This is a genomic window from Streptomyces sp. NPDC093984 (assembly GCF_044764595.1).
In the GTDB taxonomy this organism is placed as follows: Bacteria; Actinomycetota; Actinomycetes; order Streptomycetales; family Streptomycetaceae; genus Streptomyces; species Streptomyces cynarae.
Map to the genome: position 1 here is coordinate 1,202,793 of NZ_JBIWIM010000001.1, position 14,866 is coordinate 1,217,658.

Consider the following 14,866-nt stretch of genomic DNA (forward strand, 5'->3'; position numbering starts at 1 on the left):
CGAGGAGACGCCGTGAAGCTCTCTGCGGTCACGCCCCGCCACACACACCACACACCAGAAGCGCGACCTCCCGAGAGCTCCGGCCGCAGCCGGCCGCTGTCCACCCTCGGCGTCGTGACCGCCTCGATCGCCGTCGCCTTCGGAGCCGGCGCGGGCAGCCCCCTGTTCGTGCTCTACCAAGTCCAGTGGGGCTTCCCGGACTGGCAGTTGACCACCGCGTTCACCGTCTACGCCGTCACACTCCTGGCCACCCTGCTCGTCGCCGGCTCACTCTCCGACCACATCGGACGCCGCCCCGTCCTCGTCACCGCACTGACCCTCCTGCTGCTCACCAGCGCCCTCTTCCTCACCGCCGACAGCATCGGCTGGATCATCGCCGCGCGAGCCATACAGGGCATGGCCACCGGAGCGGCCACCAGCACGTTCACCGCAGCCATCATCGAACTCGCCAGTCCCCGCCACCGGCGCACCATGACCGTCCTCACCAGCGCCGCCCCCGTCGGAGGACTCGCCCTCGGCGCCTTCTTCGCGGGGCTCGCCGTCCAGTTCACCCACCACCCCACCACCGTCGTCTTCACCACCCTCACCGCCGTCCTCCTCTACGGCATCGCCTCCGTCCTGACCGCGCCCGAAACAGCCGGCCGCCACCCCGGCGCACTCGCCTCACTACGCCCCCACCTCACCATCCCGCCCGCAGCCCGCACCTGGTTCTGGGCCCTGACTCCCCTCACCGCCGCCGGCTGGATGTACTCCGGCCTCTTCCTCGGCCTCGCGCCCTCCTTCGACAACCAGGTCTTCCACATCCACAACAGCGCCGCCAACGGCGCCATCGTGGCCCTCCAGCCCATCTCCGCCGCACTGGCCGGCATGGCGTTCGCCCGCGCCACCCCGCCCCGCGCCGCCCGCGCCGGCGCCCTCCTCATCCTCACCGGCGCCCTCCTCACCGTCACCGGCGTCGCCACAGCCAACCTGTCCCTCGTCATCACCGGCGCCCTCACCGGCGGCACGGGACAAGGCGCCGCCTTCGGTTCCACCCTGCGCATCCTCGGCCCCCTGGCCGACAACGCCCGCCGCGGCGGCCTCTTCGCCGCCGTCTACCTCATCGCCTACACCGCCTACGGCGCACCCGTGCTCCTCGCCGGCATCGCCGGCGACCACACCGGACTCGCCCCCACCGTCATCGCCTACGGCGCCACCGTGGCACTCCTCGCAGCCACCGCCACACTCTCACTCACCCTGCGAACCCGTCGGGCCGACAGCCCCCGAACCATGCAAGGCACGTGAGATGCCCCAAGCAGCGTGAGGAACACACTCGGGCGTAGGCCGTGGGGCTCAAGGCACGTACCCCGGCCCTCGCGGTCAGGAGGCGAGGCCGCGGACTCCCCGTCCGGTGGACGCGGGGGCGGCAGCGGCTCCGGCTCGCCCGCCCCCGCTGCCGCGCGAGACCTACCGCCTGGCTGTGACGGACGTCCGTCCGCGTACCCGGTCGACAACAGGTACGCCGAAACGGCCGGTTGGCGGGCCCGGGAGGCGGCCCCGTCCGGGCGCGCACCGTCCGGCTTCCGGTGCGTACCCGGGGCCCGGTGCGCGGCCGTGACGGTCTGGCACGTCTCGTCGCCCTGTTCCCAGGGCCACCGGCCGCGGCGCCGGCCGCAGAGGCCGGCGGAGAGGCCCGGCTCCGGCTCCGCCGCCGTCCTTCCGCGCTCAGCGACGCCTCCGGCGACCGTCCGCCGCGCGGGCAGCTCCCCGGTGAGCCAGACGGTCGCGGGCCCGCGGTGTCCGGCGCGGTCCATCGGCGGCCCGGTCCACCGGTACCTCGCCGGCCGCCACGGCGCTCACCGCGCCGGACACCGCGGGCCCGGCAGACGGCGCACCGCGGTAGTGGCCCTCCGGGCAGTGACGCCCGTGCGGCACCGCACGGCGGTCCACACCGCCCGCCGCAACAGGGGCTCCCCGGGCGGGCGCGGCGCCCGGAAGGCACGCGGCGGGTCGAGCGAGCCGTGCCGGCCCGCTCCCGTGACCGGTCCCGGAGCGGCGGCGTAGCGGACCGGTTCCGCCGGGCCGACGTAGGCTTCCTCCCCGAAGCCGGGCATCAGTCGATGACTCACCGCCAAGGCGGGAGCCGCGATGGCGGGACTGGCACGGACAGGGGACATGCCCTTTCACCGGCGCCCCGCAAGAGCCCGCCTGTGGGGCGCACCCGGACGCGGACCGCAGGCAGCAGGATGCGGCACCTCTCGAGTCATGCCCGGATGCACCGGACGCTCCCCTGCCGACAGCCCTCGCAGCCGGTCGGCCTCATTCTCCGGGGCAACACCGCCCCTGACACCGGAAAAGCCCTCAGTTCCTCGGCCGTACGGCCCACGGCCCGGCGGCGCGGCCGGGCGGCGGCCCGGCCGAGCGGCGGCTCGGAGAAGGCGACCGCACACATCGGGCCCGGGCTTCAGGATTGGTAGTCCTCCACCACTGACTGCGGCCGCACACGGGCCTCGTCCGGGTCCTGCCCGAACTCGGCCCGGGCCCGACGCTGGCGCAGCAGGTCCCAGCACTGGTCCAGTTCGCGTTCCAGCTCTCCGAGGCGCCTGCGCTCGGCCTGGCCACCCGTCCTGTCCGTTGTCAGGGAGTCGCGCAGCCGACGCTCCTCGTCGGCCATCTCGGTGATCTGGTGCAGGATTTCCTGGTTCTTCATACGTCCTCCTTCTCGATCGTGTGTCGCTCGGCCCGTGCGGACGTCTGCCGAAGCGCTCACGCGGACGGCCGCTTTGCGGTGAAACCGAACTCGCGGTTCGGTTACGGCCGTCCCACCCGGGCGGGGTGGCTCCTGCCCGCGGCTCAGCGGCGGTTCTCCGCCTGGAACATCCAACTCTGCTTCTCCAACTCGGCAGTCAGCCCGATCAACAGGTCCTGGGTGACGACGTCCGACCGCCCGGTGGTCTCGACACGTCCGCGCAACCGGCCGATGAGCACGGAGAACGACGCGACCAGGGCCTCCACGGCCGGAACGTCCCCAACCCAGCCGGACTTGAACTCGGGCAGTCCGCTGCCGGACGCGATCGTGCCGGCCCGCCCGTCCGGGCTGATGCCCAGCGCGGCGGCTCGCTCGGCGACCTGGTCGGCGTAGTCGCGCGCGGTGGCGACCACCTCGTCGAGCTGCTGGTGGATGCTACGGAATCGGGGCCCGTACAGGTTCCAGTGGGCCTGCTTGGCCACCAGGGCCAGGTCCAGCAGGTCGACCAGGGTCTCCTGCAGGGCGGCCCCGGTGACCTGGCGATCCTCTTCCGGCAGTGGACTGGTGATGATCGTCATAGCTGCGTGTCTTCCTTCGTCGTCCTGGTGCGGCGCCGTCAACCGTCGAGAGCCCCGCACAGCCGAGGGCCCCTCCGGTCATCCACCCGCCCGCGTCACGGGGGCCAGGGTCTGCGGCATCATTCTTCGAGCGGCCCCGCCGGGCAGAATCCGTCGTTTGACTTACGGTCCGACACGGCAGTCACGGAGCACTCCGGCTGACGGCGGCAAGCCGTTCTCGCGGCTGTCGGAGGCCGCTGCGGGAAACAGGGAGGATTTCGCGGGGACCTGACCGCACGTCTCCCGGGCGCGCCGTGCCGGCCGGGCGCGCGCCTGCCCCTACCGGCTCACCGCCGGGGCCTGTCCGGTCCAGCGCAGCACGGCCCGGAATGACCGGCGGACCCGGCTGCGCCGTCGGCGGGCGCCGGGTTCGGGGTGGGAAACGTCTGCATCGGCCCGGGCCATGGCGCCGTAGCGTGCGGGGCTCGTCGCCCGCGCACCGTTGGAGATCATGAGGAAGCAGCGCACCCCCGTGGCCTGCACGACGTCTGCCAGGGGCACGGCCACCGCCCGGTCCACGATGTCCTTGAGCGCTGCGCCGCCGCTTTTGACAGAAGCAAGCCGACCGACCATATTGATGCCATGCCTCAGGTGAGCGTCAAAGCCAAGTTGATCGAACACGCCGAGACCGTGTTCCGTCGCCAGGGCTTCAACGGCGCCAGCGTGCAGGACATCACCAGCGCGGCGGGTGTGCCGAAGGGGTCCTTCTACAACCACTTCAAGAGCAAGCAGGAACTCGCCGCCGAAATCGTGCGCCGCTACAGCGGCGCCACCGACTTCAGCATGCTGGAGGACCGCGGCGGCCGGACGGCCGTCGAGAGCCTGCGGGCACACTTCGCGAGCCAGGCCGAGCGGACCAGCTCCACCGGCGTTGAATACGGCTGCCTGCTGGTGACCATGGCGAGCGAGACACCGACCGCGGGCGCCGGAGTGGGTTCCGCCGTGCGCGGCAGCCTCACCGGGTGGATCGACACCGTCGCCGAGGTGATCGAGCAGGGCCGGAAGGCCGGTGAAATCCGCTCCCCGGAACCGGCACGGGACCTGGCCGCCTTTCTGATCGACGCCTTCGAGGGCGGCACACTGCGTGGCAAGGCCACGGGTGATCCCACCGCCTCGATGCGCTCCCTGAACCTCGCACTGAACATCCTCAAGGGCTGACGAGTCCGGCTGGTCGGCACGCGCAACGGACCATGTGCGGCGACATGTGAGAGGCGCGGACGAAGTGTCCGCTGCCAGTCGTCATCAGGTGCCGCCGGCGACGGCGCACAACGCCGGCTCCGCGCATGGGTTTTCCTGCTCGAACGGGACGCCTTCGCCGTTCGAAGCCTGCCGACTTGCTGGTCCAAGACAGCAGCGACACCAGGCCGCTCCCGGGGTCCGCCGACTCGCCCGCAAGAGCGCGCAACAGATCTCCGCAGCGCACGGTGCCCCCGTCCGGGTGGCGGCTGCTCCCCCGGCGCACCCGTCGGCCGGACGCCGGCCGGGCCGCCGCGGCACCGCCTGACCCGACGCCAGGGGGCCGGAGGAGGCCCTCGGCAAGTCGCCGAGAGCGGCCCCCGCACGGCCCCTGTCCAGGAGCCGTCAGTCCACCCAGGCGGTGAACAACGCGTTCAGTCCCTCGGCCATCGTGGGGTGCGCGATCATGCCGTCACGGAGGGCCGTGTAAGGCAGGCCCGCCAGCATGGCCGTCTGCACCACCGTCACGACCTCGGAAGCCTCGGGGCCGAGCAGGGCCACGCCGAGGATACGGTCGCTGTCACGGTCGACGACGGCCTTCCACAGTCCTCGGGTGTCCCGCAGGGTGCGGGCCCTTGGAATGGCCATGACGGGCATCTTGGCGACCCGCACATTGTGCCCCGCCGCCCGGGCCTGGTCCTCGGTGAGGCCCACTCGGGCCAGCTCCGGGTCCGTGAAGAGGTTCCAGGGGACGAGCCGACCGTCGGTACTCCGGTCGCCGCCCGCGATGTTGGCCTTGACGATCCGGTAGTCGTCCAGGGAGACGTGAGTGAACTGGGGACTGCCCGCGACGTCGCCCACGGCCCAGGTGTGCGGAGCACTCGTCGCGAGCCGGTCGTCGACTTGGATGAACCCGTTCTCGTCGGTGCGCACGCCTGCGGCTTCCAGGCCGAGTTCCCCGGTGACCGGGGTCCTCCCGGTGGCGGCCAGCACATCGTCGGCCTCCAGCCTGCGGCCGTCCTCCAGCAGGACCGAGATGACGTCCCCCTCGCGGACGACCTCCTTCGCTGCCGTGCCGGTGACCAGTTCCACGCCGTCCTCGCGCAGGTACCCGAGAAGTGCCTCGGCCACGTCGGAGTCCTCCCGGGGCAGCAGGCGCGGCCCGCTCTCCAGGACGGTGACCCGGCTGCCGAAGGCGGCGAACATCTGGGCGAACTCCAGGCCGACGTAACCTCCGCCGATCACCACCAGGCGGCCCGGGATGTGATGCAAGTCCATGATGGACTCGCTCGTCAGAGGCTTGGCCCCGTCCAGTCCGGGGACAGGGGCGATCCGCGGGACGGTACCCGTGTTGATCACGACGTCCCTGCCCCGCACCACGCGCCGGCCTCCGTCGTTGAGCGCGATCTCGACCGTGCGCTCGGCGATGAAGCGAGCTGTGCCCAGGACCAGGTCCATGCCGCTGTCGGCGAACTGGCGGCGGTTGACCTCCACCATGCCGAGGACCACGCCCTCCTTGTGGGAGCGAAGCAGCTCCAGGTCCACCTCGGCCCGGCCGAGCCGCAGCCCCAAGGCCTCCGCGGTCGCCGCCCTGCGCAGCAGCCGCGCACTGGTGACCAACGACTTGGTGGGGATACAGGCGACGTTGATACAGGTACCGCCGATCATGCCCCGTTCCACCATCACCACGCCCTGTCCCGCACGGGCGGCGTCCATGGCCAGCGTCTTGCCTGCCTTGCCTCCGCCGATCACCAGCAGATCGACATCCTCCACGTCCTGCGAAACGACCACGACAGCTTGCCTTCCTCTGATACGCGGGTACGGGGAGCCGGCCGGCCCAGCCGGCTGCCGCGCAGCGGCTCTCTCCTTGAGAGGCTCGCCCACCACCTCGGGAGCGGCATCGGTCAAGTGACTCATGACTTCGCCCCGGAGCCACAGTGGTCCCACCGGCACAGGCATCCGCGTCAATGGTTGACGGCCATCGGCATGTCTGAGCGCCCGGCGGCGCTCAGCGGCAGGCCAGCGGGTTCGGCAGTGGCAGATAGCGCGCGTCCGCGCCGTCCGCGCCCGTCCAGCGCAGCAGGAGGTTGGTCTTGCCGGGCAGGGTGGGCGAGGCGAGCAGGGCGGGGATCTCGGGGACGGGGTGGCGGGACAGTTCGGCGCGGGCGGCGGGCCAGGGGTTCCAGCCGGGGTGGCGTTCGGACAGCAGGGCGGCCACCTCGATGAGGTTGTTGACGACCAGGCAGTACACCAGCCGCTCCCAGCCCTTCTCGCGGGACACGTCCGCCAGGAGTTTCACGCCCTCCGCGTCCCGGAACAGGGCCTGCGCGGGCAGTCCCGTGCCGTCCACCGCGACCAGCGTGTTCTGCAGGTGCGCCTCGAGGACGACGCCGTGCCGTTCGAACGCCTCGAGGGCCGGAGGCACGATGTGGCGCAGATACGCCGTCCACCAGGCGGTGGGATCGGTGAGCGCGTCGAGCGGGCTACCGTCGAACTCCTCCACCAGGGCGGCGGCGAGCAGCGGGGTGGCGCCGGGCAGCAGGTGCGGGCGCAGCCCGTCGCGGACCAGGACCGCCAGTTCTTCGAAGGCGAAGGCGGCCGTGCGCCAGCCGCGGTCGCTCAGCCAGGCCGCCGGACCCCGGTGCGTCGCGAACGCGGAGGCCGCCGCCGCGTCGGTGCGGCGCAGCTTGAGCAGGTCGTGGCGCCACAGCCGGCGGATGTCGTTGGTGATCCGCACGTCCAGGCTGAACTTGACGAAGAGGTCGTCCTCGGGGGCGTACACCGTGCGGATGGCGGCCGTGGGCCACACGGGCCGAGCGCTCTCGCCGAGCCGGATCAGTCGCCCGTCCTCGAACGCCTCTGCGATGTCCGGGCGGGCGCCGACCAGGGCGAGCTGCCAGGGATGGGCGGGCAGCAGCCGGTAGCCGGGCGGGGCGGTGCCGAGCGCGTCCAGTGCCCTCGTGTCGCCCTCTTCGACGACGGTGTCCTCGCGTACGCCCAAAAGGGTGAGCGGGAAGCGGGCGTACGCCTCGGGGGCGTACGGCAGCCAGCTCGTGACGGGTCCGCCGCCTCGCGCCTTCGGGGCCGGGTGGTGGGGATGCCCGGTGACCAGGGACTGTTCGGAGCGCACGTACGGGTCGTCCGGGGGCGTCAGACGGGCGCGTGCGGCCAGGATCGCGGCCACCGCGTTCCTGCTGTCGAGCATCTCGCCGGGCAGTTCCGGATTGGACAGGCCGGTGGCGCGGCGCAGCTCGTCGGCGGTGAGTTTGACCAGTTCGGCGTGGGTGAGCGGGTGCCAGGAGCCGCCCGTGTACACCTCGGGGTCGCGGGGGCGGCGTGTGCCGCGCACGCGCAGCAGCCGGCCGCCGGCCCGCAGCCGGTGGACGCCCAGCTCGCCGGCGGGCTCGGCCGCCTCCCGGAGCAGGCAGTTCAGCAGCGGCGCCGCCGCGTGGGCGTCGGCGCGAGCGGGGACGTCGTCCCTGGGGTGCATGGGGTCCACGCGATCCATTCGTTCCGTACGGTGCACTGGCGATCAGTATGTCTGTCGTGGACCCGTGCCACGACGCATCGCCCCGTCCCCGAGGAGCTCCGACCGTGCCCCCTTCCCCTCCCGCCGAGGTCTCCGCCGAGGCCGCGCTCGCCGCCGAGCTGGACGCCGTGCGGCCCGATCTGTCGGCCTCCTACGCGGCGGCGCTTCCCGGCGCCCGGGCCGCCGTCCTCACGCGTCTGTGGCGGGCGCTGGCCCATGAGCCGCTGCCGTGGATCGTCCGCCGGGAGCGGACGGCCGACGGGCTCACCCTGTGCCTGGGCGACGGGCGGCGGCTGCACGGCCCACCCGCGGACCCGTACGCGACCGCCGCGTACGTCACCGAGGTACGGCTCGGCGGGCGGGCCCACGACCACGCGGCAGCGCTGGTCACGGCACTCGGCGTGCCGCACGGGGACGCCTTCGCCGCCGAACTCGGCCACAGCACGGCCTCACTGGCGCTGTCGCGGGCCGGCCAGCCGCGTGAGGCGCCCGTACCGGTGACGAGCTGGGCGTGGGAGCAGCGGGTGGTCGACGGGCACCCCTATCACCCGAACTGTCGTTCGCGCCCCGGCTTCTCGGTGGCCGAGCAGCTGGCGTACGGTCCCGAGCACCGGCCGCTGGTACGGCTCGGGCTCGTCCCCGTGGGTGACGCCCTCGTACGGGGCGAGTGGCCCGCGTGGCTGCGGGACGGCGAGCGGGCGCTGATCCCGGTCCACCCCTGGCAGACGGCGCACGTGCTCGGGGTTACGGCCGAGGACGGTCCTGTCGCTCGTCCGCTGATGTCCCTGCGGACCCTCGCGCTGCCCGAGGGCGGTCCGCACGTGAAGACCGCGGTCAGCGCGCGGCTGACGTCCTCCGTGCGGGACATCTCGGTCTCCTCGATCGAGACGGCCCTCGCGGTGTCCGGGTTCCTTGAGTCGACGGCCGCGCGCACGGACGGTCTGCTGCACATCACCCGCACCCTGGGCGCGGCCGGCGCCCACTCCCCGGATCTCGCCGCCGTGCTGCGGGAGCCGCCGGAGACGTACGCGGACACGGCGGCCGGCGAGCGGGTCGTCCCGGTGGCCGCCCTGCCGCTCACCGGGCTGCCCTCCTCCCCCGCCTGGCTCGCCGGGTTCACGCGGCTCGCCCTCACCGTCGGCCTGCGGATGCTCGACCTGGGGGTGGCCCTGGAGGCGCACGGACAGAACCTCCTGGTGGTGCTGTCGCCCACGGGTGAGCCGGTGCGGCTGGTCTACCGGGACCTGGCCGACATCCGGGTGAGCCCGGCCCGGCTGGCCCGGCACGGCGTCAAGGCCCCCGAGGTGGCCGACCGGATCGTCACGGACGACGAGACGACGCTGCGCCGCAAGCTGTTCGGTTCGCTCGTGGCGGGCGCGCTGGCCTCCACGGCGGGTTCGGCGCCCGCGCTGGGGGCCGCCCTGGAGGCCGTCGTACGGGATCTGCCGGACACCGCCGGTCTGGCAGACACCGCCGATCTGGCGGTTCTGCGCGAAGAGCCGCTGCCGACCAAGGCGTTGACGCTGATGCGGCTGTCCCCCGAGCGGCCCGGGGACCTGTGGACACGGCTCCCCAACCCGCTCTCCACACAGCCCGATCCGCTCGGTCCTTGATCGTTTTGAAGCGCGGCCCCATTGATCAATAAGATCCGCCGATGATCACAAGACAACGGCTGGCGGCGGGAGTCTGCGCCCTGCTCGCCGCCCTGGCGGCCGGGATCACGGTCCCGGCCGATGCCGTCGCCGACGAGACGACAGCCCAGGACGCGCCCAAGGTCGATCTCGTCCTCGACGTCAGCGGTTCGATGCGGGCGCGGGACATCGACGGCGGTTCGCGCATGGCCGCGGCGAAGCAGGCCTTCAACGAGGTCCTGGACGCGACGCCGGAGGAGGTGCAGCTCGGCATCCGGACGCTGGGCGCCAACTACCCGGGCAACGACCGCAGGACGGGCTGCAAGGACACCGCGCAGCTCTACCCGGTCGGCCCGCTGAACCGGACCGAGGCCAAGACCGCCGTGGCGACGCTGCAGCCCACCGGCTGGACGCCGATCGGCCCCGCCCTGCTGAGGGCGGCGGACGACCTGGACGGCGGCAACGGCTCCAAGCGCATCGTCCTCATCAGCGACGGCGAGGACACCTGCGCGCCGCTGGACCCGTGCGAGGTGGCCCGGGAGATCGCCGCCAAGGGCATCGGGCTGACCATCGACACCTTGGGGCTGGTGCCGGACGCCAAGCTGAACAAGCAGCTCAGCTGTATCGCGGAGGCGACCGGCGGGACGTACACGTCGGTGCAGCACAAGGAGCAACTGTCCGACAAGGTCAACCAGTTGGTGAACCGCACGGCGGACCGTACGGTCACCCCGGTCGCCGTGGACGGCACCGGCCAGTGCGCGACGGCGCCCTCGCTGAAGTCCGGCCTCTACACCGACCGTGAGGAGTTCGGGCAGCACCGCTTCTACCGCGTGGAAGTGAAGCCGGGCCAGGAGCTGCGCGCCTCCGTCAGCGTGTCCGACGACCGGCAGGTCGACCCCGACTACGGGGTCACGCTGCGGGCCGTGACGGCGCACGGGCGGGAGATCGTGCGCGGTGAGGCCACCGGCTCGGGCCGCACGGACGTGCTGTCTACGGGTCTGCGCTATCCGAAGGCCGAGAGCGACGACGAGGACGCGCCCGCCGAGACGGTGTGCCTCCAGGTGGCCAACTCCTTCTCCCCGGCGGCCGGTGTGAAGACCACGCCCGGGCTGCCGCTGGAGCTGACGGTCGACGTGGTCGACGGCCCCGGCACGGCGAGCGATGTCGCCGCCTTCGGCCTGGGGCGCGGCTGGTGGCTGCTCGGCGCCCTCGTCCTGACCGGCTTCCTGGCGGGTCTGCTGTGGGGCTGGCTGTCGCGCTGGCGGATCGCCGTCTGGAGGACCAACTGATGCGTATCGCACGAGTGCTGACCGTGGCCGCCCTGCTGCTGGGCGCAGCCGCCTCCCCGGCCGTGGCCGACTCCTCGCCCTCCGCGAGTCCGTCCGGCGACAGCGCCGCGCCCACCTCGGCCGGCACGTCGTTCCGTACGGCCACGGAGATCCAGCAGGGGCAGCAGGCCACGGCGAGCGCCTCCACGGGCGACTACCTGTACTGGCAGTTCCCGGCGGAGGAGCAGCAGCGGCCCACCGTGAAGGCGACCGTCAAGCTGCCGGCCTCCTCCCGGAGTTCGGCGCAGACCTGGCAGCTCGACGTGTACGACGGGCTGCGGCGCCGCCAGGCGTGCCAGTACGGGGCGCAGACCCGGACCGCCGCCCAGGACGCGTCGTCGGTGAACCTGTCCTGCACGCTGCGCACGGTCCACGCCTGGGCGGAGCCGTGGGCCAATGACCCGCTGCCGGGCACGTACTACATACGGCTCACCGTCGTGGGGGTCGGCGCCGCCGACCTCGGGCAGCCGGTGAACGCCGAGGTCCGGGTGGATTCCAAGGACATCGGCGGCTCGGCGGCGGTGGACGGTTCGCTGGCGGAGCCGCTGGTGCCGGGGATAGCGACGCGGTCCGAGAAGTCCTCGGACTCGGACACGGACACGGCCGCACTCTCGAAGCTGAGGCCCGACGCCTCCGGCTGGTGGTCCGACCGCTGGGTGTGGACCGGCGTCGGCGGCATCCTCGCCGCACTCGCGGGCATCGGCGGCTACGCGCTGACCCGCGGCTCGGGCCGCCCGTCCCGGGTCCCGCCGGGCGCCTGAGAACCGGCCCCCGTCACCGGCCCCGTCAAGGCGAAGGCCCGCCGCGTCCCCTCTCGCGGCGGGCCGTTGTCCTGTCACCCCCGCCGCGCCGCCGTCAGCTTCCGCGCAGCACCTTGGCGAGGGTGCCGTCCCCCGACACCTCCGCGCGCCCCTCAGCGACCGCCTGGTGGAGCGTCAGGTGTCCCTGACTCAGCAGGGCGCACGTCTCCGCGTCGAGGACCAGCCGGGCACCGGGCTCCTCCGGGGCGGCCCCTACGCCGTAGACCGGACCGTCCTCGGCCCCGAGCCACAGATGGAACTCCCCCTCCTCCAGCCGGACTTCCACCAGCCCCTCCCCCGCACTCCCGTTCTCCAGCGTGCGCAGCAGTGGCAGCGCGAACCAGTGGGCGCGCACCGCGTCCGTCGGCCGGCGCTCCCCCAGCGCGGGCCCGCCCCAGGTGCCCAGCGCCTGGAGCACGGGCAGCAACTCGCGTCCGCGAGACGTCAGTTCGTACACGTAGGCCGCCCCGGGCGGTGGCAGCCGGCGCCGCGTGGTCAGCCCGTCGCGCTCCATGTCCCTCAGCCGGGAGGCCAGTACGTCCGTGCTCACGCCCGGCAGGTCCGCGTGCAGATCGGTGTAGCGGCGGAAACCGGCGAGCAGCTCGCGGACGATCAGGAGGGTCCAGCGGTCGCCGACGACGTCGAGCGCGCGGGCCGTGGAGCAGTACTGGTCGTAGCTTCGGCGAGGTGACATGCGACGCAGTCTAGACGTGTTGTTGGACTTTCCAAGCTGTTACTTGGTAAAACCAAGCAACACAAGTCACCGGAGGGGAAGCGGCCATGGAGTTCCGGCAGTCGAGCAAGCTCAGCGAGGTCTGTTACGAGATCCGCGGCCCGGTGATCGAGCACGCCGACGCGCTGGAGGCGGCGGGCCACAGCGTGCTGCGCCTGAACACGGGCAACCCCGCGCTGTTCGGATTCGAGGCGCCGGAGGAGATCCTCCAGGACATGATCCGGATGCTGCCGCAGGCGCACGGCTACACGGACTCGCGCGGCATCCTCTCCGCGCGCCGCGCGGTGGCGCAGCGCTATCAGGAGCGGGGCCTGGAGGTCGGTGTCGACGACGTCTTCCTCGGCAACGGCGTCTCCGAGCTGGTCTCGATGGCCGTACAGGCGCTGGTGGAGGACGGCGACGAAATCCTCATCCCCGCCCCCGACTTCCCGCTCTGGACGGCCGTGACCACCCTGGCGGGCGGCAAGGCGGTCCACTACCTGTGCGACGAACAGTCCGACTGGTACCCGGACCTGGACGACATGGCGTCGAAGATCACGGACCGCACCAAGGCCGTGGTCATCATCAACCCCAACAACCCGACCGGCGCGGTCTACCCGAAGGAGATCCTGCAGGGCATCCTCGACCTGGCCCGCCGCCACGGCCTGATGGTCTTCGCGGACGAGATCTACGACCAGATCCTGTACGACGACGCGGTCCACCACTCGACCGCCGCGCTCGCCCCCGACCTGGTGGTCCTCACCTTCTGCGGCCTGTCGAAGACCTACCGCGTGGCGGGCTTCCGCTCCGGCTGGCTGGTCGTGACGGGGCCCAAGCAGCACGCCAAGGACTACCTGGAGGGCCTGACGATGCTGGCCTCCATGCGCCTGTGCGCCAACGCGCCCGCCCAGTACGCCATCCAGGCCGCACTCGGCGGCCGCCAGTCCATCGAGGAGCTGACCGCCCCGGGCGGCCGCCTGCACGAACAGCGGGACCGCGCCTGGGAGAAGCTCAACGAGATCCCCGGCGTCACGTGCGTCAAGCCGAAGGGCGCGCTGTACGCGTTCCCGCGCCTCGACCCCAAGGTGCACAGGATCCACGACGACGAGAAGTTCGTCCTGGACCTGCTGCTGCGCGAGAAGATCCAGGTGGTCCAGGGCACGGGCTTCAACTGGCCGGCCCCGGACCACTTCCGCATCCTGACCCTGCCGCACGCCGATGTCCTGGACACGGCGATCAGCCGGATCGGCCGGTTCCTCAGCGGGTACCGGCAGTAGCGCGGCCGGCCCTCCGAACAGGGGGCTTCGGCTGTCGTGCCGGACGATCGTCAGCCACGGAGGGTGACCTCGCTCGGGCCGTTGAACGGGGCGAGGGAGGTCACCGTCCGCGGCGTCCGCAGCCCGTCGTTCTCCGCGAACAGCTCCCGCACCGCGGTGAAGGACCCGTCCTCGGCTGTCACCCGTGCGGCTCCGTCGTACAGCTCGCGGATGGCGTCCGTCATCCCCTCGTCGTCGCCGGCCCCGACACCCCAGACGTCCCAGAGGAGCATCTCGACCTTGTTGAGCGCCGCCAGGTCGAGTCGGATGCTGCCCGCCACGAACCACTCTCCGACCAGCGGACCCTCCGGCAGCGGAAGACCGTACGACTTCGGGTCGGCATCGCCCGCCCGGATCCGCCGCCAGGCGTCGCCGGCGACCTGGAAGCGGTCACGCGGGACGTCCATGTAGTCGAAGCCCACCCGATGAGTCTCCAGGACGAGCGGGTCCGCCAACTCCGGATCGGCGAGCAGCCAGCCTCGCGCGGGGTCCCAGTACTCGGTGACCACATGGTCGTAGTGAAAGCCGTCCTCACCGAAGTAGTCGGCGAAGCCCGACCGTATCCGGGCGGGAATGCCGACGTGCCGCAGGAACGAGCAGTGCAGCAGCGCGAAGTCACGGCAGATGCCGACGAAGCGCTCGCCGGGCCCGCGGCGCTGGGACAGCGGGGCGTCGTTGCGCGCGATGACGATGCGCAGGATGTCGTCGACATAGCGCGTCTCGGCGTCGTTGTGCAGGCGGTCCCGAGGGATGGCGTACTCGAAGAGTTCGCCCTCCAGGCGGTGGACCGTCAGGTCCCGGGCGACCCGGGCCAGTTGGCGCGGATCGGCGGGCAGGGCAGCGTAGAGCGGTGTGAGGTCTCCGGGGTCGGAGAACGGGCTGTGGGAGGCATAGAAGGCGGCGGCGTCCGGGGGGAGGCTGAGGTCGGGCATGCGCGCTACCGTCCCAAAATTCCCCGGTGAATGTCCATGGCAATGGATGGGAACGGCCGCGCCCCGCGTCCGGTTCCTCACCGGAGGCGGGGCTCGG

13 protein-coding genes are annotated in these 14,866 nt (G+C 72.3%); 6 read left to right on the plus strand and 7 right to left on the minus strand.

What is annotated here, in order from left to right; all coding sequences use genetic code 11:
- Positions 1–114: 114 nt before the first annotated feature.
- Positions 115–1,284 (plus strand): MFS transporter, encoded by a 1,170-nt coding sequence (locus tag ACIRC0_RS05405; RefSeq protein ID WP_403611488.1) that lies wholly within the window; start codon positions 115–117, stop codon positions 1,282–1,284.
- Between the two features lie 1,159 nt (positions 1,285–2,443).
- Here ACIRC0_RS05405 and ACIRC0_RS05410 read toward each other — a convergent pair.
- The 3 genes from ACIRC0_RS05410 to ACIRC0_RS05420 form a co-directional block, all read right to left on the minus strand.
- Positions 2,444–2,689 (minus strand): DUF2630 family protein, encoded by a 246-nt coding sequence (locus ACIRC0_RS05410; protein ID WP_403611491.1) that lies wholly within the window; start codon positions 2,687–2,689, stop codon positions 2,444–2,446.
- 143 nt (positions 2,690–2,832) lie between these two features.
- Positions 2,833–3,306: a Dps family protein gene (locus ACIRC0_RS05415; protein WP_403611494.1), complete on the minus strand. Its 474-nt coding sequence runs from the start codon at positions 3,304–3,306 to the stop codon at positions 2,833–2,835.
- Positions 3,307–3,624: 318 nt separating this feature from the next.
- Positions 3,625–3,966, minus strand: a complete 342-nt coding sequence (locus ACIRC0_RS05420) for a hypothetical protein (RefSeq protein WP_403612800.1) — start codon at positions 3,964–3,966, stop codon at positions 3,625–3,627.
- Between ACIRC0_RS05420 and ACIRC0_RS05425 the strand changes: the two genes are divergently transcribed.
- Complete coding sequence (locus ACIRC0_RS05425) at positions 3,928–4,503, plus strand: TetR/AcrR family transcriptional regulator (protein WP_403611496.1); 576 nt, start codon at positions 3,928–3,930, stop codon at positions 4,501–4,503. The genes ACIRC0_RS05420 and ACIRC0_RS05425 overlap by 39 nt on opposite strands.
- Before the next feature lie 423 nt (positions 4,504–4,926).
- On the opposite strand, the gene ACIRC0_RS05430 is transcribed toward ACIRC0_RS05425, so the two are convergent.
- Positions 4,927–6,312: a dihydrolipoyl dehydrogenase family protein gene (locus ACIRC0_RS05430; protein WP_403611499.1), complete on the minus strand. Its 1,386-nt coding sequence runs from the start codon at positions 6,310–6,312 to the stop codon at positions 4,927–4,929.
- Between the two features lie 217 nt (positions 6,313–6,529).
- Positions 6,530–8,029 carry an IucA/IucC family protein gene (locus ACIRC0_RS05435; RefSeq protein ID WP_403611501.1) on the minus strand — a complete coding sequence of 500 codons (1,500 nt, stop codon included), beginning with the start codon at positions 8,027–8,029 and terminating at the stop codon, positions 6,530–6,532.
- Between the two features lie 29 nt (positions 8,030–8,058).
- Between ACIRC0_RS05435 and ACIRC0_RS05440 the strand changes: the two genes are divergently transcribed.
- Genes ACIRC0_RS05440 through ACIRC0_RS05450 form a run of 3 tightly spaced genes read left to right on the plus strand, consistent with a single transcriptional unit; the run spans position 8,059 to position 11,770 of the window.
- Positions 8,059–9,663: an IucA/IucC family protein gene (locus tag ACIRC0_RS05440; protein ID WP_403611503.1), complete on the plus strand. Its 1,605-nt coding sequence runs from the start codon at positions 8,059–8,061 to the stop codon at positions 9,661–9,663.
- A gap of 41 nt (positions 9,664–9,704) precedes the next feature.
- Positions 9,705–10,970, plus strand: coding sequence for a VWA domain-containing protein (locus ACIRC0_RS05445; protein WP_403611505.1), 1,266 nt, complete (start codon positions 9,705–9,707; stop codon positions 10,968–10,970).
- On the plus strand, positions 10,970–11,770 hold the full coding sequence (locus ACIRC0_RS05450; protein ID WP_403611509.1) for a hypothetical protein: 801 nt from the start codon (positions 10,970–10,972) through the stop codon (positions 11,768–11,770). The genes ACIRC0_RS05445 and ACIRC0_RS05450 overlap by 1 nt, the downstream gene beginning before the upstream one ends.
- 94 nt (positions 11,771–11,864) lie before the next feature.
- Here ACIRC0_RS05450 and ACIRC0_RS05455 read toward each other — a convergent pair whose 3' ends face one another.
- A complete protein-coding gene (locus tag ACIRC0_RS05455) occupies positions 11,865–12,503 on the minus strand; it encodes a winged helix-turn-helix transcriptional regulator (RefSeq protein ID WP_403611512.1) in 639 nt (212 codons plus the stop codon).
- A gap of 86 nt (positions 12,504–12,589) precedes the next feature.
- On the opposite strand from ACIRC0_RS05455, the gene ACIRC0_RS05460 reads away from it, so the two are divergent.
- Positions 12,590–13,798, plus strand: coding sequence for a pyridoxal phosphate-dependent aminotransferase (locus ACIRC0_RS05460; RefSeq protein WP_403611515.1), 1,209 nt, complete (start codon positions 12,590–12,592; stop codon positions 13,796–13,798).
- Positions 13,799–13,848: 50 nt separating this feature from the next.
- Here the strand turns inward: ACIRC0_RS05460 and ACIRC0_RS05465 are convergent, their stop codons facing one another.
- Positions 13,849–14,769: a transglutaminase domain-containing protein gene (locus tag ACIRC0_RS05465; RefSeq protein WP_403611517.1), complete on the minus strand. Its 921-nt coding sequence runs from the start codon at positions 14,767–14,769 to the stop codon at positions 13,849–13,851.
- Positions 14,770–14,866: the final 97 nt, after the last annotated feature.

Coding starts and splice junctions, on each gene's coding strand:
- ACIRC0_RS05435 (WP_403611501.1), bottom strand. CDS start 8,029: ATGGATCGCGTGGACCCCATGCACCCCAGGGACGACGTCCCCGCTCGC.
- ACIRC0_RS05410 (WP_403611491.1), bottom strand. CDS start 2,689: ATGAAGAACCAGGAAATCCTGCACCAGATCACCGAGATGGCCGACGAG.
- ACIRC0_RS05415 (WP_403611494.1), bottom strand. CDS start 3,306: ATGACGATCATCACCAGTCCACTGCCGGAAGAGGATCGCCAGGTCACC.
- ACIRC0_RS05445 (WP_403611505.1), top strand. CDS start 9,705: ATGATCACAAGACAACGGCTGGCGGCGGGAGTCTGCGCCCTGCTCGCC.
- ACIRC0_RS05440 (WP_403611503.1), top strand. CDS start 8,059: ATGTCTGTCGTGGACCCGTGCCACGACGCATCGCCCCGTCCCCGAGGA.
- ACIRC0_RS05455 (WP_403611512.1), bottom strand. CDS start 12,503: ATGTCACCTCGCCGAAGCTACGACCAGTACTGCTCCACGGCCCGCGCG.
- ACIRC0_RS05460 (WP_403611515.1), top strand. CDS start 12,590: ATGGAGTTCCGGCAGTCGAGCAAGCTCAGCGAGGTCTGTTACGAGATC.
- ACIRC0_RS05425 (WP_403611496.1), top strand. CDS start 3,928: ATGCCTCAGGTGAGCGTCAAAGCCAAGTTGATCGAACACGCCGAGACC.
- ACIRC0_RS05450 (WP_403611509.1), top strand. CDS start 10,970: ATGCGTATCGCACGAGTGCTGACCGTGGCCGCCCTGCTGCTGGGCGCA.
- ACIRC0_RS05465 (WP_403611517.1), bottom strand. CDS start 14,769: ATGCCCGACCTCAGCCTCCCCCCGGACGCCGCCGCCTTCTATGCCTCC.